Raw genomic sequence first — 20,734 nt, 5'->3', positions numbered from 1 at the left:
GGGGCGGGCCGTCGCAACGGCCCGCCCCCGCCCCGCCCCCGCCGCTACCCCTTGCTCACCGCCACCAGGATCTCCGGCAGCTTCCGCGCCACCACCGGGGCCGCCAGACGCAGCCCCGACCAGGTGGCCAGGGCGCCCCAGGCCACGCCCAGGGGGAGCAACAGCCAGGACACGTCCTGGAGGTCGGCCACGTGGAACCAGATCGTCAGGGCGATCAACGGGGCGCACACCAGCGCCGACGCGAGCATCCCGCCGAAGATGCCCATCCAGGCCAGGCCGGCCTGACCCGGGGCGACGTTCTTGAACGCGCCCTCCGTCGGGATCGAGTACGGATACCGGGCCGAGGCCACCGCACCCGTGCAGAGCATCGCGCCCAGCAGCGCCAGCGCCAGTCCCAGCGCCGCCGGGAAGCCGGACCAGTTGCCGACCAGGGCGGCCGTCACCGCCGTCACGAAGACCGTGTACGGGACGGTGACCAGGGCCAGCGCAGCGGCCCGCGCGCGCAGTTCCACGTACGCGTCGCGCGGCGTGGAGACGGTCTGCGCGACCATCCAGAACGCCGACGTGTCCTGCCCGAACTGGTTGTACATCTGCACACCCAGCATCCCGGCGCCGAAGCAGGCGAGGTAGAGCGAGCCCGTGCCCTGGAGGGCGTTGAAGACCGGGACGATCAGACCGATCGCCAGCGCCGTCACCCACGCCGACTTCGTCTTCGGATCGCGGACGGCGTAGCGCAGCGTCCGCTGCATGACCGCGCCCGTCCGGCCCGCCGGCAGCAGCGCCCAGAAGCCGCCCTGGCCGCGGTCCTTCTCCGGCTTGGCGGCCGCGATGGTCGAGCCGTCCGGCGTCACCATCAGCTTGGTCAGGCTGCGCTCCCAGAACCACAGGAGCAGGACCAGGGCGCCGACCGTGACGGCCAGTTGGGCCGCCGCCTGCTCGTACGAGCCCTTGCTCGCGGAATCCACCATGCCGACGGCGGTCGCCGGCGGCAGCCACCGCACCACCGCCTCGGCCGGCTCCAGCTGGGACAGGCCGCCCGCCTGGAACAGGCGCTGGCTGGCGAAGTTGGCCAACTGCGCGCCCACCGCGATCAGCAGGCCGCTGAGCAGCGCCAGGTCCCGCCCCTTGCGGCTGGTCAGCAGCCGCACGTTGGCCGTGGCCACCGCCCGCGCGAGGGCCACGCAGCCCAGGAGCAGCAGCGGGGCGGCCACCACCGCGGCCACCACCCCGGCTCCGCCCCGCGCGACGGCGATCACCGAGCCGGTCGCCAGGCACAGCGTGAACAGCGGCCCGATGCCGATCAGCGAGGAGGCCAGCAGGGCCCGTACGAGAGGACGCGGGCGCAGCGGCAGCATGACCAGCCGGCTCGGGTCGAGGGTCTCGTCGCCGGTCGGGAAGAACAGCGGCATGACGGTCCAGCCCAGCGCCAGGATCGCGGCCAGCAGCACGACGACGGTGCCCGCGTGGGCGTTGCCGCGCAGCATGGCCAGGCCGAGCGTGACGAAGAAGGCGATGACCACCGAGAAGACCAGCGAGGTGATCCAGGCGGCCTTGCGCTTGGAGGAGCCCTTCAGCCCGTTGCGCAGCAGCGACAGCTTCAGCCGGACGAAGACCGCCGTCAGCGGGGCGGGAGCGGCGGGAGCGGCGGAAGAGGCGGAAACGCCGGAGGACGTGACCGCGGTCATCGTGCGGCCGCCGTTCCGGAGCCGCCGCCCAGCCAGTCCAGGGAGTCCCCGGCGGCATCGCGCCCGTGCGCGCCGACCAGTTCGAGGAAGGCGGCCTGCAGGGAGGGCGCGGAGCCCCGTACGTCGGCCAGGGGGCCCGCGGCGCGGATCCGCCCGGCGGCCATGACGGCCACCCAGTCGCAGAGCGACTCGACGAGCTCCATCACGTGGGAGGAGAAGACGACCGTGGCTCCGGACGCGGTGTAACGTTCCAGCACCCCGCGGATGGTCTGCGCCGACACCGGGTCCACGCCCTCGAAGGGCTCGTCCAGGAACAGCACTTCGGGATTGTGCAGCAGCGCGGCCGCCAGGCCGATCTTCTTTCGCATGCCCGTCGAGTAGTCCACGACCAGCTTGTGCTGCGAGCCGGCCAGGTCCAGGACCTCCAGCAGCTGCGTCGCCCGCTTGTCGGTCTCCTCGCCCGGCAGCCCCCGCAACCGGCCCATGTAGCCGAGGAGTTCGCGCCCCGAGAGCCGCTCGAAGAGCCGCATGCCCTCCGGCAGTACGCCGATCCGCGACTTCACCTCGGCCGGGTCCGCCCACACGTCGTGCCCGGCGACGACGACCCGCCCCATGTCCGGACGCAGCAGACCGGTCACCATCGACAGCGTCGTCGTCTTCCCCGCGCCGTTCGGGCCGACCAGCCCGATGAACTGGCCCGCGGGCAGCTCCAGGTCGATCCCGGCGACGGCCACCTGCTCGCCGAAGCGCTTCCACAGACCTTCCACCCGCACGGCGGACGGCGCGGATCGCGCGCCACCCGTCCCGTACGTCCCACCCGTCGCATCACCCTGGTCCGGCATGCGCCTGCCTCTCGTCACACGTCCCCGTTGGTCGTTCTTTCCTCACCATAGGAGGAGGGGGAGAGGCCTGAGCAGTTACTTATGTCATGAGTTTCCGGTCAGTAATGTCCCAGGCGGGAGGCCACGTCGACCCCGGCCGGGGGGATCAGCCCTGGCGCCGCTTGCGTTCGGCCGCGGCCTCGCTCCCGCACGCGTACGCCAGCGCGTCGATGAGCTCCTCCGTGTCCGGCAGCCACCGGTTCGCCGGGGTGGGGCGCCGCGCCCACTGGACCGAGCCCCGGCCGCCGAAGCGGGTGGGCGGGGCGGCCACGTACTCGCCCTCGCCCCGGGCGGCGAGGTCGATCGCCGACGGCGTCCAGCCCAGCTTGCGCACGAGGTCCGGGACCTTGGCCCCGGCGCCCGGCAGGACGAAGAAGAGCATGCGGTGGTCGGGCGTGAGGGTGACCGGCCCGATCGTGCGCTCCATCCGCTCCAGCCGCGCCAGGGCCAGGAACCCGGCCGCGTCCGGCACGTCCAGCGCGTCGAAGGTCCGGCCCGTCGGCATCAGGATCGAGGCCCCCGGGTGCCGCCCCCAGATCTGCCGGACCCGCACCGCGCTGCCGGTCGCCTGCGCCGCCCAGTCCTTCACCGCCGGGTGCGCGCCGGGCGCCGGGCAGTCCTCCGCCCCGCAGGAGCACAACTCCCGTCCGTCTCCCGCCTCCAGCCAGGTGCCGGCGAAGACGTCCCAGTGCCGTTCTTCCGCGTACCGCACGGCATGGTCCAGCAGCTGCTCGCCGCGCTGCTTGGGGATGGGTGCGGTCTCCGTGACTCCCATGGTCTCTTCCACGCCCATCACAACTCCGCGGGTCACCCGGGGTTACGGGCGTAAACCGGCCGGTGGGCGGTGCATCGATCCTGCATACGGGGCGCACCGATGCACGGGCGGGGGCGCGTGGGAGCCCGGGGCGCCGGAGGTGGGTAGCGACACGACGCAGAGCGGATGATTCTCCGCACATCAGGCGGGAAGTGATCTTTCCAACGATCACCCGCGGCCTCAGGGGGTTTTCATGGCAGCCAGGCCTCTCGTCGCCCGCCAGCCGAACGAACGGCTGCAGGCGCTCATCCAGGAAGCCGGGTGCTCCAATGCCGGGCTCGCCCGGCGGGTCAACATGTGCGGGGCGGAACACGGCCTCGACCTCCGCTACGACAAGACCTCCGTGGCCCGCTGGCTGCGCGGCCAGCAGCCCCGCGGCCGTGCTCCCGGAATCATCGCCGAGGCGCTCGGCCGCAAACTCGGCCGGACCGTCACCATCGACGAGATCGGCATGGCGAACGGCAAGAACCTCGCCTCCGGTGTCGGCCTGGTGTTCTCCCCGACCGTCGTCGGCGCCATCGAGCAGGTCTGCGAGCTGTGGCGCAGCGACGTGGGACGGCGCGACTTCCTGGCGGGCTCCAGCGTGGCCGCGTCCGCGCTCGTCGAGCCGAGCCGCGACTGGCTGATCACCGGCGCCGACCCGCACGTGGCGCGCACCGGCGGCTCGCGCGTCGGCATGTCCGACGTGGAGGCGGTACGGGCCACCACCGAGGCCCTCAAGGAGCTCGACCACCGCTTCGGCAGCGGCCACGTGCGGCCGGTGGTCGTGCACTACCTCAACTCCGTGGTGTCCGGGCTGATCGGCGGCTCGTACCGGGAGCCCGTCGGGCGGGCGCTGTTCGGGGCGGTGGCCCGGCTGACGGAGCTCGCGGGCTACATGGCGGTGGACACCGGCCAGCCGGGGCTGGCCCAGCGCTACTACATCCAGGCGCTGCGGCTCGCGCAGGCGGCCGGCGACCGCGGGTACGGGGGCTACGTGCTCGCGGCGTCGATGAGCCACCTCGCCGCCGAACTGGGCAACCCGCGGGAGATCGCCCAGCTGGCCCGGGCCGCCCAGGAGGGGACGCGGGGGCAGGTCACCCCGCGCGTGGAGGCCATGTTCTACGCCGCCGAGGCGCGCGGGCACGCGCTGCTCGGCGACAACCGGGCCACGGCGGTGCTGTCGTCGCGGGCCGTCACGGCGCTGGAGCGCGCGGAGCCGGAATCGGGTGACGACCCGGTGTGGATCCGCCACTTCGACCGGGCGTACCTCGCGGACGAGCTGGCCCACTGCCACCGGGACCTGGGCCAGGCGGACGCGGCGGCCCGGCAGGCGGCGGAGGCGCTACGGGGCCTCCCGGCGGGCAAGGCGCGCCGCCGGGCCATCGGACTGTTCCTGCTGGCGGCGGCGCAGGTCCAGCAGCGCGAGGTGGAACAGGCCTGCCAGACGGCCACCCAGGCGGCCGACCTGCTGGCGGACCTGCGCTCCACCAGGGGCGCGGAGTACCTGGACGATTTCCGGGAGCGCCTGGAGCCGTACGCGCAGGAGGCGGCGGTCCGCGAGTTCACCGCCCGGCTGGAGGCCCGGGTCGCCTAGGGGGTGTCTGGCGGTTCGGCCGACATTGGCCATCAACCACGGGAACGGTAGCGTGACCGACGGTTCCGTAGGTTCGGGCGAGTCGGAGAAGGAGACCCGGTGACGGAGAACGGACAGGGGAGCGGCCCCCAGCCGGGTGCCCCGTGGGGTCCGGAGCCCGCGTACGGCTACCCGCAGCAGCCCCAGCAGCAGTCGCAGCCGCAGCCGCCGGCGGAACCCGGGCACGTGGTGGGCCCCGGGTACGAGGGTCCGGGCGATCCGCACGGCTACGGCTACCCGCCGCTGCCCGAGGCGGTGACCCAGTACATCCCGCCCGTACCCGCGGCCCCGGCTCCGGCTGCGGCCCCGGTCGCTGCCGCGCACGAGGAGGCGGCGACCCAGTACATCCCGCCGGTGCCCGCCGGCCCCGCGCACGAGGAGGCCGCGACCCAGTACCTCCCGCCGGTCCCCGCCGCCCCCGCCGCCCCCGCGCACGAGGAGGCCGCGACGCAGTACCTCCCGCCGGTCCCCGCGGCTTCCGGGATGGAGCCGTTCGACGGGCTGTTCCGCGGTGACGCACCCGCCGCGCAGACCCAGCACCTGCCCCCCGTCCCGCCGCGCTCCCATCCGCCGCGCGCGCAGGGCCCCGTACCGCCGCAGCAGTACAACCAGCCACGCCCGCACCAGAACGCGCACCCGCACCAGAACCCGCAGTTCGCGCCGCCCCCGCCCCCACCGCCGGAGGCCCCCCGCAGGGTCTCGCCCGCGATCATCGCCGCGGTGGTCATCGGCCTGGCCGTGGTCGGGCTGGGCGTCGGCTCGCTGCTCGGCGACGGCAAGCCGCAGAACAACGACCCGGGCGCGGTTCCCCCCACGGCCACCGCGAGCGGTGGCTCGGCGGCGCCCGCCGGCGAGGCCCCCGTCGACCCGGGCCGCCCGCAGGCCGTCCAGCTGGACAAGCTCCTCGCGGACAGCAACGACAGCCGGGCCGCGGTGATCAAGGCCGTGGAAGACATCAAGAGCTGCAGCAACCTCGACCAGGCGGCCGCCGACCTGCGCGACGCGGCCCGCCAGCGCGAGGAGCTCGTCACCCGCCTCCAGGAACTGAAGGTCGACCAGCTCCCCGACCACGCCAAGCTGACCGCCGCGCTCACCAAGGCGTGGAAGTCCTCCGCGGCCGCCGACAACCACTACGCCGCCTGGGCGGACGACGTGGACGACGACAAGTGCAAGGACGGCAAGGCCAAGGGCTCCGAGAACGCCACCGCCGGCAACAAGGCGAGCGGGGAGGCGACGAAAGCCAAGGAGACGGCCGCGACCCTGTGGAACACCATCGCCGCCAAGTACGGGCTCACCAAGCGCGACAAGTCACAACTGTGAGCCGTCAGGCCGCGCGGGGGGCCTGCTCCAGCGTCGCGGTCATGTCCATGGTCTGCTCCCCCTCCTGGGCGACGAGCCGGCCCGCCTGGACGACCTGGAAGGTCACCCGGCCGTTGACGATGCGGGGGAAGCCGGCGACGGCGCGCATGTCCTGGTAGCGCCAGCTCAGTTCCGGGGTGAGTCCGCCGGTGCCCACGGCCTCCGCCTGGTTGAGCCCCCGCGCGACCTTGCGGGCCGTGATGTCCTCGTCCGGCTTGAAGCGCTTCACGATCTCGTTCAGCACGGTGTACGCGATCCAGGTGGTCTGGGTGCCGCTGTCGTCGGGGTCGACGCCGTCGTCTCCGAAGGCGAATTCGTTGATCACCTTGCGCATCGGGTCCCAGAGCGGATCGCCGGCCACCGGGTACCAGCTGGTCAGGAACGCGCCCTCGAAGGGGCTCTCCTTGCCGCCGGTGCGGTCCACCACGGACTGGCTGACGCTGCCGAGGACCGAGGAGATCTGCGGCTTCTTGTTCTGCCCGTCGGCGCGGCGGAAGGCGTCGAAGAAGGTCTCGGTGCGCTCGCCGAGGACGGCGGTCACACACGCCTTGGCCTTCTCCTTCTCCTTGTCCTTGCTGCCGGCGGCGGCGTTGGCGGTGGTGTCGGCGAGGGCCTCGCGGGCCTGCACCGAGAAGTCCGCGGAGTCCTCGGCGGCCCGGATGTCGGAGGCTTCGGCGATCTTGTTGGCCTTGAGCCCGGCGTTCAGCAGGATCGGCATCGAGTCGCCCGCGAGGGTGTCGGGGCGGACGAGGGCGACCTGGGCGCATGCGCGGCCCAGCTGGTGGCCGGCGCCGGCCAGGAGAACGGGCTGGCCGCCGTTGACGGGGTACGAGAGGACCGACTGGAACTCCTCGGAGGAGACCCCGTAGCCGCCGATGAACGGGATGCCCTCGGCCTCGAGCGGGGCCATGAAGGCGCGTCCGTGCTGGCTGTAGGAGCCGACGACGGCGACGGCCTTCTCGTCGATGGCCTTGCGGGCGCAGTCGGCGGCGCCGCTGGGGGTGTTCTTCTCGTTGCAGGTCACCACGCGCAGCTTGCGGCCGTTGATGCCGCCCTTGGAGTTGATCCAGCGCTCGTACGCCTTGGCCATGCCGGGCATTCCGGGCATGTTGGTCGCCTTGGTGTCCTCGGGCGCGAACGTCATGACGGTGAGGGTCTGTCCGGAACCTCCCGAGCCGCCGGGGATCGCGCCGCACCCGGCGACGAGACACGCACCGATCGCCGTGGCCAGGAAGGTGCGGGAGAGGGTTGCTGTGTGTCGCCAATCGGTCATGTCCATGCACCATTCCGCCCGCCGGGGAACTCGAGAGTGAGCGGTCCACAACATCCGGTGACGTACAGGTGAATTGCCGGGGGGAATGTTCGCCTCCGTTTGTTCACGGGCGCCCGAAGATCGCGGAGGGCGGGAACGTACGATCGACGGCGTGACATTCGCCCAAGGTTCGAAGAACTCTTCCCGTCGCGGTGGCCGCTCCTCCACCATGGGCGGCATGCCCCTGAACGACATGCCGTGGTGGCGCTGGCGCAGCAATGTGCGCTCGGCGCTGCACATGCTCTCCGATCCGGCCTTCCACGAGGACACCTGGCTCGCCGGCGCCGAAGGCTTCGGGGACGTCACCGACGCCGTGTACCGGCTCGTGGAGGACACCTGGCTCGACAGCTGGTCGGCCGAGAAGTACGTCGGCACGATCTTCCGCGACTCACAGGAGGCGGCCCTCGTCGACCTCGCCGTGCTGCGGGTGCTCCGCATCATGCACCAGGTCGGCCCCGACGCGGCCGTCTCCGCCTACCTGGAACACCACGCCTGGCCCGAGGCGGTCCGCGCCGCGCGCGAGGCCCACGTACGGCTGGCCACGGCCGACGGCGACGACCCGGACGTGCGGCCGCGGTCGCTGGAAGTGTTGAGGATCCTCACTCGCGCGGTGTGAAAGGCTATGCGGTCATGAGCGACCCGCAGCCCGAGGCACAGCCCCAGCCCCCGCAGTACGTCCTGACCATGTCCTGCCCCGACAAGCAGGGCATCGTGCACGCCGTGTCGAGTTACCTCTTCATGACCGGCTGCAACATCGTGGACAGCCAGCAGTTCGGAGACCGGGCGACCGGGCTCTTCTTCATGCGGGTGCATTTCGAGGCCGAGCCGGCCGTGACGCTGGAGAAGCTGCGCGCGAGCTTCGCCGCGATCGGCGACTCCTTCAAGATGGACTGGCAGATCCACCGCTCCGACGAGCGCATGCGGATCATCATCATGGTGTCGAAGTTCGGCCACTGCCTCAACGACCTGCTGTTCCGCTCGAGCATCGGCGCCCTGCCGATCGAGATCGCGGCCGTGGTCTCCAACCACACGGACTTCGCGGAGCTCGTGGGCTCGTACGACATCCCGTTCGTGCACATCCCGGTGACGAAGGACACCAAGGCGGCGGCGGAGGCGCAGCTGCTGGAACTCGTGCGTGCCGAGAACGTCGAGCTCGTCGTCCTCGCCCGCTACATGCAAGTGCTGTCCGACACCCTGTGCAAGGAACTGAGCGGGCGGATCATCAACATCCACCACTCGTTCCTGCCGAGCTTCAAGGGCGCGAAGCCGTACCACCAGGCGCACGCGCGGGGCGTGAAGCTGATCGGCGCGACCGCCCACTACGTGACGGCCGACCTCGACGAGGGGCCGATCATCGAGCAGGAGGTCGAGCGGGTCGGCCACGAGGTCACCCCGGACCAGCTGGTGGCCATCGGCCGCGACGTCGAATGCCAGGCACTCGCCCGCGCCGTGAAGTGGCACAGCGAACACCGCGTCCTCCTCAACGGCGCCCGCACGGTGGTCTTCGCCTAGCCGCCGGGGACGGGGCCGGGGTGGGGTGTTGTCCGGGACGTAAAACGTGATTTGTTGGCGCGGAATCAAGCATCTGGGTCGAATCCGCACAGGGCGCCATAAATCATGAGTCCCGGACAACACCCCACCCCGGCCCCGGCCCTGGCCCCGCCCCCCGAAGCCCGGGCGCCGGCCCGACCAGCCCCCCCGCCAAGCCCCCCGCAGGGGTCACGCGTCGGGCGCCTCCACGCCGCAGTACGACGCGAACGCCGCGAGGATCTCGTCCTCCGAGATCCGCCCGTCCCCGTCCGCGTCCAGCGCCGCAGCCACCCCCGTGGCCAGCTCCGGCGCCGTGCCCAGCACGCGCAGGACCCGGGCCGCGGCCGCCGGCGTCGCGCCCGCCCCGTCCTCGTCCGCCACCGCGATCACGGCCCGCAGGAACGGCCGCGCGATCTCCGCGAACCGGTCCGGGTTGTCCCGCAGCCGCTTCGCCGCCCCGGTGATGAACTCCTCGCGGGACACCCGCTGGTCCCCGTCGACGTCCGCGATTCCGGCCATGCCCTGCCAGAACGCCTCCGCACCGGCGAAGACGGCCTGGCCCCTGTCCGACCGGGCCGTGGTGCCGAATTCGGCCAGGACGGCCTTCGCGGCCACGCTGAAGTCCTCCCGGTCGATATACCCGGACCCGTCCTGGTCGAAGGTGGCGAATCGGGCGGCGATCTTGCGCTCGTACTCTGCGCTGTCCATGTTCGGCGTTCCGCCTTCACGTGTGCGGTGGGTTCAGTTCAAGACAAGGCAGGAGCGTAAGGCCTCAGTGGCCTGTGCGTTAAGCGAACGGGTCAAGGGCGCGAACGCATCGAACCCGCGCACGGGAAGCGCGACGGGGCGCGTACACCTGTCCCCATGTGCCGCTCCCCATACCACGGTTCACACACCGCCACGCCCCTATCACGGAGGGCTGACTTCCCGAGTGACCTTCGCGCAAAACGGGCGCGATCGGCCAGGGGCCCATTACATTCGATGGGTCGACACACGGCTGGGGGCAGTATGCCGAAGGACGTACCACCGCGCTGGGACCGCCGCATGCAGCAACGCCTCGCCCGGGGCGAGGCCGCCGCGCTCGGGGAGCTGTACGACCGCTTCGCCTCGCTCGTGCACAGCCTGGCGCACCGGGTGCTGGGCGACGAGAAGGCCGCGGACCGGATCACCCGCGAGGTCTTCGGCTACATCTGGGAGAACCCGGACGCCTACGACCCCAAGCAGGGCTCCATGCGCTCCTGGGTCGCCCGGATCACCCAGGGCCAGGCGGTGGCCCGGCTGCGGCAGGCCGAACTCGGCCGCGGATCCCGCGAGGAGCTCGAGCAGAAAGTGCGCAGCGCCAACGCCGCCGCCCGAGCGGACTACATCGTCACCTCCATGCCCGCACCGCTGCGTGCCGCGCTCGAACTCGCGTACTTCAAACGGCGCGACTACCGGCAGGCCGCCGCCGACCTCCAGATCAGCGAGGACGAGGCGCGGCGCCGGCTGCGGCTCGGGCTCCAACTGCTGTCGACCGCCAACGCCCTCCCGCAGGAGGACGCCGCCCAGCCCGGATATGGAACGTCGCGATGAACGGCCCCGCCGAGTGGCCCGAGGACGGATACGAGCGCCCCGGCGGCCCGGCGCGGATACCAGGTCCGCGCGCCGCCGCCGACGACCTCGACCCGCGGCAGGCCCCACAGGCCCCACAGGCCCCACAGGCGCCGCGGACACCGCAGTTGAAGCCGCTGCCGGCCGTGCCGCCCTCCCACGCCGTACTGAAGTCGCTGCTCGGCGCGTGGGCGCTCGCCGCGTGCTCCGCCGAGGAGACCCAGGCGGTGGAGGACCACCTCACCGAGTGCGCGCCCTGCGCGGAAGAGGCGCTGCGGCTGCGCGACGCGGTGGGGCTGCTGCACCCGGAGGAGAACCTCGACCTCAAGCCGCTGCTGCGCTCGCGGGTCCTGGAGGACTGCCTGGGCAAGCGGCCGGCCCGGATCCCGGTGCCGGTGTGGGCGAACCCGTACGACACCGAGACCGCGCGGCTCGACGCGCTGCTCCAGGACTTCGGGGACTCGGAGTGGCACACCCCGGTCCGGCTCAAGTGGTTCGAGGAGGAGCGGCGCACCTCGCACCGGACGACGGTCGCGGGAGTGATCGGGCACCTGCTGGCGGTGGACGGGCTGGTGGCCACCGCGCTGGGGCTGGACGATCCGCTGGGCAAGGAGGCGCCGGCCGGCGTCGGTCCGGCCGAGCGGACGGAGCACTTCTGGAAGGCGTCGGCGTACCCGACCACGCGGCAGGTCCGCGAGCCGTGGCGGGAGCAGGGGCACACGCTGGTGCGCACGGTCTCCTTCGCGGGCCGCGGCGTGGCGGAACTCTCGGTCGACTACGGGGATTTCGCGCTCCCCCTCGGGGACGCGTTCCTGGAGCGGGCCTTCGAGTGCTGGGTCCACGCGTGGGACATCGCGGAGGCGGTGGACTACCCGTACGAGCCGCCGGCCGGGCCGCACCTGCACCGGATGATCGACCTGGCGGCGCGGCTGCTCCCCGGGGCGCTGGCGCAACGCCGCCGCGCGGGCCTCGCCGCTCCGGCGCGCGGGCTGGTCGCGGCGGGTGCGCCGGGGCGGACCCTGCACCTGGAGATCGAGGGTGCGGGCGGGGGCGGGTGGGACATCGCGCTGGACTCGCCGGGAGCCGTGCCGTCGGCCGAGCGGACGGTGGCGGAGATCGCGCTGGACCGCGTCGAGTTCTGCCAGCTGGCTGCCGGGCACATCTCCCCGGAGGAGGCGGCCGCGGGCCAGCACGGCGACCGCGAGGCCATCCGCGACGTCCTCTTCGCCGCCGCCTCCCTGAGCCGCATGTAACGGGGCCCGGCCCGCCGCCGGGCCCAAGAACCGGGGCGCCGCCCCAGACGCCGCGCCTCAGACGCCGGCGGCCCGGGTGCCGCACAGCGGCACATCCAGCCCCGCCGGCGGTTGAGGCGCGGGTCCGGGCGGAGCCCCGTTTCGGGAAGGGGCGGGGTGGGGGAATCGCCCCGCGCAGCGGCCCCCGTAGCCCCACCCGGGGTCAGGCGAAGCGCTCGCGGAGGCGGTACTTCAGGACCTTGCGCAAGGCCTCGTTACGCGGCAGCGCGTCCACGATCTCCAGCTGCTCCGGCAGCTTGTGCGTGGCCAGCCCCGCGGCCCGCAGGTACGCCGTCACCTGCGCCAGCGTCAGCGGCGGCGCAGACCCCGCCGGCTGCTCGACCACGGCACACACCCGCTCCCCCCGCTCCGCGTCCGGCAGCCCGATCACCGCCACATCGCCGACGCCCGGCAGCTCGTGCAGCAGGTCCTCGATCTCCTTCGCCGAGATGTTCTCGCCCTTGCGGATGATCACGTCCTTGCTCCGCCCGGTCAGCACCAGGTACCCGTCCTCCGTGAGGTGCCCCAGGTCGCCCGTGATCAGGTAGCCGTCCCGGTCGAACACCTCCGCCGCATCCGCCGGCCCCTCCCGGTTCAGATAGCCCTGGCACACCGCCTCCCCCCGCAGCCGCACCTCCCCGTCCACCCCCGCCGCCAGCGGGGCGCCGTCCGGGTCCGTGATGCGGATGGACATCCCGGCCGGGGGCCGGCCCTCGGTGGTGGCCAGGTGTTCCGCCGTGTCGTCCGGGTCGCCCATCGTGATCATCGGGACCTCGGTCATGCCGTAGCCGTGGGTCAGCCGGCAGCCCATCTCCCGTACGACGGCGTGGTAGATCTCCGGCGGCTTGGGGGCGCCGCCGCCCGCCAGGAGCCGCAGCGAGGGGATCAGCGGGACGCCCGGGGCCTTGCGCTGTTCGGCGAGGAACATGGAGTAGAAGGCCGTGGAGCCGCCGGCCACGGTGACCCCATGGCGGCGGTAGCCGGCCAGCGCGTCCGGCATCGCGAACTTCTCGAAGAGGACCGCGGGGAAGCCGTACAGCAGCAGCATCACGGTGTAGTCGGGCCCGGCTATGTGCGCGAAGGGGAAGGCCATCGAGCCGACGTCGGCCGGGGTCGGCCGCAGGGCGTGCGCGAGGCAGGAGCCTCCCGCGATCAGGGAGCGGTCGGTGTGCAGGACGCCCTTGGGGTCGGAGGTGGTGCCGGAGGTCCAGTAGATCCAGCGCACGTCCGTGCCGGAGGCGGGCGGCGGGGGCAGTACGGAGGGGTCGCCGTCCGGGAGGCCGGAGTACGCCTCGAAGACGCCGCGCGCGCCGAGGCGTCCGGCCATCGCCGTGTGGTCGAAGCCCCGCCAGACGCCCGGGACGGCGAAGAACTCGGCCTTCGACTCGCGGAGCGCGAAGCCGACCTCCCGGTCCCGGTAGAAGGGGATGACGGGGGACTGGACGGCTCCGATCCGGGCGAGGGCGGCCGAGAGCAGGACGGTCTCGATGCGGGTGGGGAGCTGCCAGGCGACCACCGTGCCCGGGCGCACGCCCATCGCGTACAGGCCGGCCGCGGCCCGCTCGGAACGGTCGCGCAGCTCCCCGAAGGTCAGGCGGCGATCGTCGGCGGGACGTTCGGCGGCTTCGATGAGGACGGTGCCGTCCGGGGTCAGGGCGGCGCGCCGGGCGATCAGTTCCCACAGGGTCGCGGACCGGCTCAGTTCCGTCGCGGTGCCGGTCGTGGTGTCCGTCATCCCAGGCCTCCCCATAGCCGACTGACTCGATACCTGACGGGTAGTCAGATCAACCGGAGAGCGTAGGGCGCCGGCGCTTGTCGGTCCAGGGGTGGCGGGGCTAGCTTGTTTCTGACGATCCATCAGATTGGGGAGACGGCATGGGACTGGACGGCATGGGACTGGAACTGCCACGGATCATCAGCGTCGACGACCACGTGATCGAGCCCGCGCACCTCTTCGACGTCTGGCTTCCGGCCAAGTACCGGGACCGCGGCCCCAAGGCGCTCACCGCCGGGATCGGCGAGCTGGAGTACACCGGCGGCAAGTACGTGATCACCATGGACCCCGCCGGCCCGCCGACCGACTGGTGGATCTACGAGGACCTGAAGTTCCCGTACAAGCGCAACATCGCCGCCGTCGGCTTCGACCGCGACGACATGACGCTGGAGGGGATCACCCGGGAGGAGATGCGCCGGGGCTGCTGGGACCCCAAGGCCCGCCTCGCCGACATGGACCTCAACCACGTCGAGGCCTCGCTGTGCTTCCCGACCTTCCCCCGCTTCTGCGGCCAGACCTTCGCCGAGGCCCACGACAAGGAGGTCGCGCTCGCCTGCGTGCGCGCCTACAACGACTGGATGGTCGAGGAGTGGTGCGGCGACAGCGGCGGCCGGCTGATCCCGCTGTGCATCATCCCGCTGTGGGACATCGGCCTCGCGGTCGCCGAGATCCGCCGCAACGCCGCCCGGGGCGTACGGGCGGTCACCTTCTCCGAGATCCCGACGTACCTCGGGCTGCCGTCGATCCACTCCGGCTACTGGGACCCCTTCTTCGCCGTCTGCCAGGAGACCGGCACGGTGGTCAACATGCACATCGGGTCCAGCTCCCAGATGCCCGCCGCCTCCCCCGACGCCCCGCCCGCCGTCCAGGCCTCGCTCAGCTTCAACAACGCGATGGCCTCGATGATGGACTTCCTGTTCAGCGGGGTGCTGGTCAAGTTCCCGACGCTCAAGCTCGCCTACAGCGAGGGGCAGATGGGCTGGATCCCGTACGCCCTGGAGCGCGCCGACGACGTCTGGCAGGAGCACCGCGCCTGGGGCGGGGTCCGCGACCTGATCCCCGAGCCGCCGTCCACGTACTACTACCGGCAGATGTTCTGCTGCTTCTTCCGCGACAAGCACGGCATCGCCTCGCTGGACGTGGTGGGCCGCGACAACGCGACGTTCGAGACCGACTACCCGCACGTGGACTCGACCTTCCCGCACACCAAGGAGGTCGCCCTGGACCACGTGCGGGGCCTGGACGAGGAGACGGTCTACAAGCTGATGCGCGGCAACGCCATCCGCATGCTCGGCCTCCCCCTCGACCAGGACCGCAAGGACCGCTGATGGACCTGACGTACACGCCGCAGGAGCAGGAGTTCCGGGCACGGCTGCGCGCATGGCTCGCCAAGGAGCTCCCCGGGCTGCCGCCCAGGCCGTCCCCCGACGACTGGCCCGGGCGGCGCGCGTACGACCTCGGCTGGCAGAAGAGGCTGTACGAGGCCGGGTACGCGGGTCTGCACTGGCCGGTGGACGCGGGCGGCCGGGGGGCCACCCCCACCCAGCACCTGATCTTCCTGGAGGAGACCGAGCGGGCGGGCGCCCCGTACGTCGGGGCCAACTTCGTCGGGCTGCTGCACGCGGGCCCGACCATCGCCGCCGAGGGGACGGCGCAGCAGCGGGCGCGCTGGCTGCCGCCCGTGCTGCGCGGGGACGAGGTGTGGTGCCAGGGGTTCAGCGAGCCGGACGCCGGCTCCGACCTGGCCTCGCTGCGCACGCGCGCGGTCCGCGAAGGCGACGAGTACGTGATCACCGGATCGAAGATCTGGACCTCGCACGCGGAGGTCGCCGACTGGTGCGAACTGCTCGTACGGACCGACGCGCAGGCTCCGAAGCACCGCGGGATCTCCTGGCTGGCCATGCCCATGGACGCGCCGGGCGTGACGATCCGGCCGCTGCGCACGCTCGCCGGGTCCACGGAGTTCGCCGAGATGTTCCTGGACGGGGTACGGGTGCCGGTCGCCCACCGGGTCGGTGCCGAGAACGACGGCTGGCGGGTCACCATGGTCACCCTGTCCTTCGAGCGGGGCACGGCCTTCGTGGGCGAGGTCGTGGCCTGCCGCCGGACCCTGGGCGAGCTGGCCCGCACGGCGAAGGCGAACGGGCGCTGGGACGACCCGGTGACGCGGCGCAGGCTGGGGCGGCTGTACGGGGAGTTCGGCGCGCTGTGGCGGCTCACGCAGTGGAACGTGAGCGAGGCGCAGCGTTCGGGCGGGGTCCCCGGCATCGGCGGCTCCGTCTTCAAGCTGGCCTACTCGCACGCCCGGCAGGAGCTGTACGAGGTGGCGGCGGAGGTGCTGGGCCCCTCGTCCCTCTCCCTGGAGGAGGAGTGGACCCTGGACCGCCTCTCGTCCCTCTCGTACACGATCGCGGCGGGCACCTCGCAGATCCAGCGGAACATCGTCGCCGAGCGGATCCTCGGCCTCCCGAAGGGCCGGTGACGGGCATGGACTTCCAGCCGACCGAGGACCAGCGGGACCTGCGGGCGGGCGTACGCGACCTCCTGGCGGGCCGGTACGGGCGCGAGGCCCTGCGGGCGTCGGTGGACACGGGCGTCTGCGTGGACCGCGGGCTGTGGCGGGAGCTGGGGGAGGCGGGCTTCTTCGCGCTGCGGCTGCCGGAGGCGGACGGCGGGGTCGGGCTCGGGCTGCCGGAGGCGGTGCTCGTCTTCGAGGAGGCGGGGCGGGCGCTGCTGCCGGGACCGCTGGTGGCCACGCACCTGGCGGCCGGGGTGGTCCCGGGGGCGGCGGCCGGAACGGCGGTGGTCACCGCCTTCGACCTGGGCGGGGACCTGGTCTCCTACCTGGGCGAGGCGGACGCGGTGCTGGGCGCCCCCGAGGTCCCCTCGGGCTCCCCGGTCCGCTCGGCCGACCCGCTGACCCCGCTGCACCGCGTCGCGCCGCAGGCGCCCTCTTCCTCGCCCTCCTCCGCCACCTCGACCGGGGCGCTGCTGACGGCCGCCCTCCAGGCCGGGAGCGCGGGGCGGACGGTGGAGCTGGCGGTGCGGTACGCGGGGGAGCGCGAGCAGTTCGGGCAGCCGATCGGGGCGTTCCAGGCGGTCAAGCACCTGTGCGCGCAGATGCTGGTGCGGGCGGAGGTCGCCCGTACGGCGGTCTACGCGGCGGCGGTGACGGCGGACGCCACGGAGATCGCGGCCGCCAAGCTCCTCGCGGACGAGGCCGCGGTGTCCAACGCCCGGGACTGCCTGCAGGTGCACGGCGGGATGGGCTTCACGTGGGAGGCGGACGTCCACCTGCACCTGAAGCGGGCCTGGGTGCGGGCCCGGCAGTGGCGGACCGCGGCGGAGGCGGAGGAGCTGCTCGCGGAGGAACTGCTGGGTGCGGCGCCGTAGCCGACTGTTACGGGAGGGAAGGGGCGGGACGCATGTCCGATTACAGAGAGTTGATATCGGTTTGTGTCCTTCGCCCCCCTGCTTACGGCCCGGAGCCGGGGGGTCGCTCCGGTACGCTCCCACGAATGCGAGCGGTTGAGCGGCGCAGGCGTCGCACAGTATGCACCACGCCCACTCCTTCGCGCGGGAATATGCCCGAAGCGCTTGTTGTGGTGACTGTATGTCAACCATGCTGCTGCGCAAGGGGATCACAGTGGGTGATCCCATCCTGTCGCGAGGCGAAGTGTCCGCCGGTTCGGATGGTGTGAGCGGTGCAGGTGCTTCAGGTTCAGCTGGAGGTAGGACCGGACCCCGCCGAGGTCGGCCGGGCGCGCCGGTGGGCCCGGTCGCGGCTGGCGGGGTCGGGCATAGGGGACGACGAACCGCTCGCGGAGACGCTGATCCTGCTGATCTCCGAGCTGGTCACGAACGCCGTCGTGCACACGGGCTGTCCGGCCGTGCTGCGGATGCTGTTCGGGGGGCCTGGGGTCCGCGTCGAGGTCGCGGACGCGAGCGACCGGGCGCCGGCCCGGCGGCAGGCGGCCGGCGACGACACGGGCGGCCGCGGCCTGGAGCTGGTGGACGGCCTGGCGGACCGCTGGGGCTGGCAGCGCGAGGGCGCGGGGAAGCGGATCTGGTGCGAGATCGACCGCGCGGAAAAATCGGCGTCGGACGGCGCCACGGACGGCCCGCCGGAAATTCACCCCTCGATGCGGGAACCGCGCGTGTACCTCTAACGAGGTGTTGACGTTCCGTCACATCTTGATCACCCTGGTGTGGAGCGATTCGACGCGAGGGGACGCCAAGGGCACGCCTTGACGAGTGCGGGTCGCGGGGTGGCGGCTGCCGTGCCGCGCTCGGGGCGTGCACGCGCACCGCCGCCACCCGCAGTACCTCCACGGCCGTGCCGCCAGAACCGGCTCTCCCGGCCGGAGGCGTGCCGCGTGCGCCCGACCGGTTCTCATTGAGGGAACGGGCGGCCGAGGAGGACGTCGTTCGGGCGGATGCTCTCCGCTCCGGCACCGGAGGAGGTGACTTTCGCGGTGTGGGCCTCGTCCAGCTGAGTGACCATCCGGCCGTACCAGAGGATCTCGGTGAGCTTCACCTCGATTCCGCGTGAGGGCTCCGCGCGAAAGACCATGTCGAGACCGGCCGTACCGCCGATGTTGCGGACAGCGCACACGCATTCGGTCGCGGAGGACTTCTCCACCGACGCCACCTGTAGCTCTGCTTCCCCGGCCACGCCGGTACTCCCCTCTGGCGAACTGCGCTGTCTGCATCGCGGGCCGCGCATGTCCCCGCCCAACTAGGTCGGAAACTGGCCTAGTTGGTGTCTACAGTCGGTCTTGGCCGTGCGGGTGGGCGGTCGGGATGCGGTTTCCGTGACGGTGAAGGAGTGGACGGCATGTTGCGAGGTCTCACCACGGTCAGTTTCTGGGCTGGCGACCTGGAGGCGGCGAAGCGCTGGTATGCCGAACTGCTGGGGGTCGAGCCGTACTTCGAGCGTCCCGGGTACGCCGAGTTCCGGATGGGTGACTACCAGCACGAGCTCGGTCTGATCGACAGCCGCTACGCGCCCGCCGGCGCGGCGGCCGGTCCGGGCGGGGCCGTCGTGTACTGGCACGTGGACGATGTGCAGGCGGCCTTCGAGAAGCTGCTGTCCATGGGGGCGAAGGAGTACGAAGGACCGGTGGAGCGCGGCCCCGGGTTCGTCACGGCTTCGGTCGTCGACCCCTTCGGCAACGTCCTGGGCGTCATGTACAGCGCGCACTACCTGGAGATCCTGGGCGAGACGGGCGCCGCGGACGCGTGAGCGCACGGCCCCCTCCCGGAAGGCGGGCAGGGGGCCGGGGCGCGTGCCGGCCGGCTCTTTTAGTTGCCGGCGCAGATCACGTCGTAGGGGCGGCCTACGGCGATGGTCAGTTCCATGGGCTCGGTGGTGCCCGACGGGCACTCGCTCTTCGTCTTGACCAGGCCGAGGACCTTGTACGTGCTCGAACCGCCCGTGGCGCAGGGGACCTCCTGGGCCTGGTCGGTCACGCAGTCGCCCTTCACCAGCTGGCCGCCGCCCGCGCCAGCGTCGCCGGGGTGATCGTCGGACAGGTTCCGCCCGCAGACGGTGTTGGTGGGGATGCCGCTCTTCTTGCCGCCGCCGTACGAGATGCTCACCTCGATCATCAGGTCGGTGCCGGCCGGGCACTGGATCGAGCCGGGGAACAGGCTCGCGTCCTTGATGTCGATCGCCTTGAAGGTGGCGCCGGAGGCGGTGCACTTCTGGGGCCGGTAGCCGTCGGGCTTGTTGTCCGGGTCGGGGCCGCCGCAGTCGCCGACCTTCCACGAACTGGACGTGTCGGAGGAGGACTCGGGGTTCCCGGGGTCCGAAGGCTTCGAGGAGGGCTTGGCGGACGGGGACACCGTGGCGGAGGCCGACCCCTTGGGCTTGCCGTCGTCGTTGCCGAGCCACTTCGAGGCGCCGTAGATGCCGGCGATGACGAGGGCGACGGCCAGGAAGCCGGCGAGGCCGCCGTTCGAACGGCGCCTCGGGGGCTGCGGCGGGGGCGGGGGCGGCGGCGTGACCGCGTAGGGGTTGGACATGGGTTCTCCTGGAGTGAGGGTGAGGGTGAGGTGCGCGTCCGGGGAATGACGCGCGAAAGGTGACGCGTCATGGACACCTCATGGTTCCACGCGGCAGTGACATCGAACGACCGGCCCGGCCGCCGCTCCCCATGCCGCCCCGCCCCGCCCCGCCGCGTCGCGTCGGCGAGTTGGCACGAAACCCGCGATCACGGGCAGAAGAGCCACTCGTGCGCGGGGCGGGCCGGCCGCGAAGGTAGGGGCATGACAGACCAGCCGCTCGGCCGCAGCGCCGCGTACACCGTCCTGACCACCGGCTACACCACCTCCACCGGACCGGGGGTCGCCGCCACCGTCTCCTACGTCTCCGACGGCGACCGGCACGTCATCGTGGACCCCGGCATGGTGGCCCACCGCGACCGGATCCTCGGCCCGCTCGCGGAACTGGGCCTGGGACCCGACGACATCACCGACGTCGTGCTCAGCCACCACCACCCCGACAACACCATGAACGTCGGACTGTTCACCCGGGCGCGGGTCCACGACCACAAGGCCGAGTACCGCAACGACCAGTGGACCGACCGGGACGCCGAAGGCCATGAACTCACCGGCTCCCTGCGCCTGATCCGCACCCCGGGCCACAGCCCCGAGGACATCACCCTGCTCGCCGGTACCGCCGACGGCGTGGTCGCCTTCGTCGGCGACCTCTGGTGGCGTCCGGACGGCCCGGCCGAAGACCCCGTGGCGCCGGACCGGGACCAGCTGCGCGGCTCGCGCGTACGGGTCCTGGCGGCGGCCGACGTGATCGTCCCGGGGCACGGGCGGCCGTTCCCGGCGGGGGACGAGGCCCCGCTGTAGCGGGCGGGACGGGGCTGC

20 protein-coding genes are annotated in these 20,734 nt (G+C 72.4%); 12 read left to right on the top strand and 8 right to left on the bottom strand.

The annotated features are described in order from the left end of the window. Positions 1-44: 44 nt before the first annotated feature. The 3 genes from ACZ6I1_RS32705 to ACZ6I1_RS32695 all read right to left on the bottom strand — a co-directional run bounded on the left by ACZ6I1_RS32705 (position 45) and on the right by ACZ6I1_RS32695 (position 3,341). Positions 45-1,685, bottom strand: a complete 1,641-nt coding sequence (locus ACZ6I1_RS32705) for a transporter (RefSeq protein WP_469292536.1) — start codon at positions 1,683-1,685, stop codon at positions 45-47. Continuing rightward, positions 1,682-2,527 (bottom strand): ABC transporter ATP-binding protein, encoded by an 846-nt coding sequence (locus tag ACZ6I1_RS32700; protein ID WP_469292534.1) that lies wholly within the window; start codon positions 2,525-2,527, stop codon positions 1,682-1,684. Before ACZ6I1_RS32700 ends, ACZ6I1_RS32705 begins: the two co-directional genes overlap by 4 nt. A 145-nt stretch (positions 2,528-2,672) precedes the next feature. Continuing rightward, complete coding sequence (locus ACZ6I1_RS32695; RefSeq protein WP_469292532.1) at positions 2,673-3,341, bottom strand: bifunctional DNA primase/polymerase; 669 nt, start codon at positions 3,339-3,341, stop codon at positions 2,673-2,675. 232 nt (positions 3,342-3,573) lie between these two features. On the opposite strand from ACZ6I1_RS32695, the gene ACZ6I1_RS32690 reads away from it, so the two are divergent. Together ACZ6I1_RS32690 and ACZ6I1_RS32685 are read left to right on the top strand one after the other, a co-directional pair. Further along, positions 3,574-4,956: a transcriptional regulator gene (locus ACZ6I1_RS32690; RefSeq protein WP_469292531.1), complete on the top strand. Its 1,383-nt coding sequence runs from the start codon at positions 3,574-3,576 to the stop codon at positions 4,954-4,956. A gap of 99 nt (positions 4,957-5,055) precedes the next feature. Further along, the gene (locus ACZ6I1_RS32685) at positions 5,056-6,315 is read left to right on the top strand and encodes a hypothetical protein (RefSeq protein WP_469292529.1); all 1,260 of its coding nucleotides are present in this window, start codon (positions 5,056-5,058) and stop codon (positions 6,313-6,315) included. Between the two features lie 4 nt (positions 6,316-6,319). Here ACZ6I1_RS32685 and ACZ6I1_RS32680 read toward each other — a convergent pair whose 3' ends face one another. Beyond that, positions 6,320-7,627, bottom strand: coding sequence for an ABC transporter substrate-binding protein (locus tag ACZ6I1_RS32680; RefSeq protein ID WP_469292528.1), 1,308 nt, complete (start codon positions 7,625-7,627; stop codon positions 6,320-6,322). Between the two features lie 208 nt (positions 7,628-7,835). On the opposite strand from ACZ6I1_RS32680, the gene ACZ6I1_RS32675 reads away from it, so the two are divergent. Then, positions 7,836-8,282: an SCO4402 family protein gene (locus tag ACZ6I1_RS32675; RefSeq protein ID WP_362583426.1), complete on the top strand. Its 447-nt coding sequence runs from the start codon at positions 7,836-7,838 to the stop codon at positions 8,280-8,282. A gap of 14 nt (positions 8,283-8,296) precedes the next feature. After that, positions 8,297-9,178, top strand: a complete 882-nt coding sequence (gene purU, locus ACZ6I1_RS32670) for a formyltetrahydrofolate deformylase (RefSeq protein ID WP_469292526.1) — start codon at positions 8,297-8,299, stop codon at positions 9,176-9,178. A 207-nt stretch (positions 9,179-9,385) separates the two neighbouring features. Here purU and ACZ6I1_RS32665 read toward each other — a convergent pair whose 3' ends face one another. After that, complete coding sequence (locus ACZ6I1_RS32665; RefSeq protein WP_469292525.1) at positions 9,386-9,904, bottom strand: EF-hand domain-containing protein; 519 nt, start codon at positions 9,902-9,904, stop codon at positions 9,386-9,388. 300 nt (positions 9,905-10,204) lie between these two features. Between ACZ6I1_RS32665 and ACZ6I1_RS32660 the strand changes: the two genes are divergently transcribed. Beyond that, on the top strand, positions 10,205-10,768 hold the full coding sequence (locus ACZ6I1_RS32660) for a sigma-70 family RNA polymerase sigma factor (protein WP_469292524.1): 564 nt from the start codon (positions 10,205-10,207) through the stop codon (positions 10,766-10,768). Next, complete coding sequence (locus ACZ6I1_RS32655) at positions 10,765-12,039, top strand: maleylpyruvate isomerase N-terminal domain-containing protein (RefSeq protein ID WP_469292523.1); 1,275 nt, start codon at positions 10,765-10,767, stop codon at positions 12,037-12,039. The genes ACZ6I1_RS32660 and ACZ6I1_RS32655 overlap by 4 nt, the downstream gene beginning before the upstream one ends. A gap of 202 nt (positions 12,040-12,241) precedes the next feature. On the opposite strand, the gene ACZ6I1_RS32650 is transcribed toward ACZ6I1_RS32655, so the two are convergent. After that, a complete protein-coding gene (locus ACZ6I1_RS32650; RefSeq protein ID WP_469292522.1) occupies positions 12,242-13,813 on the bottom strand; it encodes a class I adenylate-forming enzyme family protein in 1,572 nt (523 codons plus the stop codon). A gap of 155 nt (positions 13,814-13,968) precedes the next feature. Here ACZ6I1_RS32650 and ACZ6I1_RS32645 point away from each other — a divergent pair, with 155 nt between their 5' ends. The 4 genes from ACZ6I1_RS32645 (at position 13,969) to ACZ6I1_RS32630 (ending at position 18,021) form a co-directional block, all read left to right on the top strand. After that, entirely contained in the window at positions 13,969-15,180 is a 1,212-nt protein-coding gene (locus ACZ6I1_RS32645) for an amidohydrolase family protein (RefSeq protein ID WP_469292538.1), read from the top strand. After that, complete coding sequence (locus ACZ6I1_RS32640) at positions 15,180-16,334, top strand: acyl-CoA dehydrogenase (RefSeq protein ID WP_469292521.1); 1,155 nt, start codon at positions 15,180-15,182, stop codon at positions 16,332-16,334. Before ACZ6I1_RS32645 ends, ACZ6I1_RS32640 begins: the two co-directional genes overlap by 1 nt. A gap of 5 nt (positions 16,335-16,339) precedes the next feature. Further along, positions 16,340-17,245 (top strand): acyl-CoA dehydrogenase family protein, encoded by a 906-nt coding sequence (locus ACZ6I1_RS32635; RefSeq protein WP_469292520.1) that lies wholly within the window; start codon positions 16,340-16,342, stop codon positions 17,243-17,245. A gap of 311 nt (positions 17,246-17,556) precedes the next feature. After that, a complete protein-coding gene (locus tag ACZ6I1_RS32630) occupies positions 17,557-18,021 on the top strand; it encodes an ATP-binding protein (protein ID WP_469292519.1) in 465 nt (154 codons plus the stop codon). 224 nt (positions 18,022-18,245) lie between these two features. On the opposite strand, the gene ACZ6I1_RS32625 is transcribed toward ACZ6I1_RS32630, so the two are convergent. Beyond that, entirely contained in the window at positions 18,246-18,527 is a 282-nt protein-coding gene (locus ACZ6I1_RS32625; RefSeq protein WP_469292518.1) for a hypothetical protein, read from the bottom strand. A gap of 162 nt (positions 18,528-18,689) precedes the next feature. Between ACZ6I1_RS32625 and ACZ6I1_RS32620 the strand changes: the two genes are divergently transcribed. After that, positions 18,690-19,097, top strand: a complete 408-nt coding sequence (locus tag ACZ6I1_RS32620) for a VOC family protein (RefSeq protein ID WP_469292517.1) — start codon at positions 18,690-18,692, stop codon at positions 19,095-19,097. Between the two features lie 59 nt (positions 19,098-19,156). Here the strand turns inward: ACZ6I1_RS32620 and ACZ6I1_RS32615 are convergent, their stop codons facing one another. Continuing rightward, on the bottom strand, positions 19,157-19,879 hold the full coding sequence (locus tag ACZ6I1_RS32615) for a hypothetical protein (protein WP_469292516.1): 723 nt from the start codon (positions 19,877-19,879) through the stop codon (positions 19,157-19,159). Positions 19,880-20,122: 243 nt separating this feature from the next. On the opposite strand from ACZ6I1_RS32615, the gene ACZ6I1_RS32610 reads away from it, so the two are divergent. Continuing rightward, positions 20,123-20,716 carry an MBL fold metallo-hydrolase gene (locus tag ACZ6I1_RS32610; protein WP_469292515.1) on the top strand — a complete coding sequence of 198 codons (594 nt, stop codon included), beginning with the start codon at positions 20,123-20,125 and terminating at the stop codon, positions 20,714-20,716. Positions 20,717-20,734: the final 18 nt, after the last annotated feature.

This window comes from Streptomyces sp. NPDC046303, from assembly GCF_055588085.1.
Note: the sequence above shows the minus strand (reverse complement) of the source record. Positions and strands in the feature narration are given on the sequence as shown.

Excerpts from the sequence above, each read along its gene's own strand:
- ACZ6I1_RS32705 (WP_469292536.1), bottom strand. The coding sequence starts at position 1,685 with ATGACCGCGGTCACGTCCTCCGGCGTTTCCGCCTCTTCCGCCGCTCCC.
- ACZ6I1_RS32700 (WP_469292534.1), bottom strand. The coding sequence starts at position 2,527 with ATGCCGGACCAGGGTGATGCGACGGGTGGGACGTACGGGACGGGTGGC.
- ACZ6I1_RS32695 (WP_469292532.1), bottom strand. The coding sequence starts at position 3,341 with ATGGGAGTCACGGAGACCGCACCCATCCCCAAGCAGCGCGGCGAGCAG.
- ACZ6I1_RS32690 (WP_469292531.1), top strand. The coding sequence starts at position 3,574 with ATGGCAGCCAGGCCTCTCGTCGCCCGCCAGCCGAACGAACGGCTGCAG.
- ACZ6I1_RS32680 (WP_469292528.1), bottom strand. The coding sequence starts at position 7,627 with ATGACCGATTGGCGACACACAGCAACCCTCTCCCGCACCTTCCTGGCC.
- ACZ6I1_RS32675 (WP_362583426.1), top strand. The coding sequence starts at position 7,836 with ATGGGCGGCATGCCCCTGAACGACATGCCGTGGTGGCGCTGGCGCAGC.
- purU (WP_469292526.1), top strand. The coding sequence starts at position 8,297 with ATGAGCGACCCGCAGCCCGAGGCACAGCCCCAGCCCCCGCAGTACGTC.
- ACZ6I1_RS32665 (WP_469292525.1), bottom strand. The coding sequence starts at position 9,904 with ATGGACAGCGCAGAGTACGAGCGCAAGATCGCCGCCCGATTCGCCACC.
- ACZ6I1_RS32660 (WP_469292524.1), top strand. The coding sequence starts at position 10,205 with ATGCCGAAGGACGTACCACCGCGCTGGGACCGCCGCATGCAGCAACGC.
- ACZ6I1_RS32655 (WP_469292523.1), top strand. The coding sequence starts at position 10,765 with ATGAACGGCCCCGCCGAGTGGCCCGAGGACGGATACGAGCGCCCCGGC.
- ACZ6I1_RS32650 (WP_469292522.1), bottom strand. The coding sequence starts at position 13,813 with ATGACGGACACCACGACCGGCACCGCGACGGAACTGAGCCGGTCCGCG.
- ACZ6I1_RS32645 (WP_469292538.1), top strand. The coding sequence starts at position 13,969 with ATGGGACTGGAACTGCCACGGATCATCAGCGTCGACGACCACGTGATC.
- ACZ6I1_RS32640 (WP_469292521.1), top strand. The coding sequence starts at position 15,180 with ATGGACCTGACGTACACGCCGCAGGAGCAGGAGTTCCGGGCACGGCTG.
- ACZ6I1_RS32635 (WP_469292520.1), top strand. The coding sequence starts at position 16,340 with ATGGACTTCCAGCCGACCGAGGACCAGCGGGACCTGCGGGCGGGCGTA.
- ACZ6I1_RS32620 (WP_469292517.1), top strand. The coding sequence starts at position 18,690 with ATGTTGCGAGGTCTCACCACGGTCAGTTTCTGGGCTGGCGACCTGGAG.
- ACZ6I1_RS32615 (WP_469292516.1), bottom strand. The coding sequence starts at position 19,879 with ATGTCCAACCCCTACGCGGTCACGCCGCCGCCCCCGCCCCCGCCGCAG.
- ACZ6I1_RS32610 (WP_469292515.1), top strand. The coding sequence starts at position 20,123 with ATGACAGACCAGCCGCTCGGCCGCAGCGCCGCGTACACCGTCCTGACC.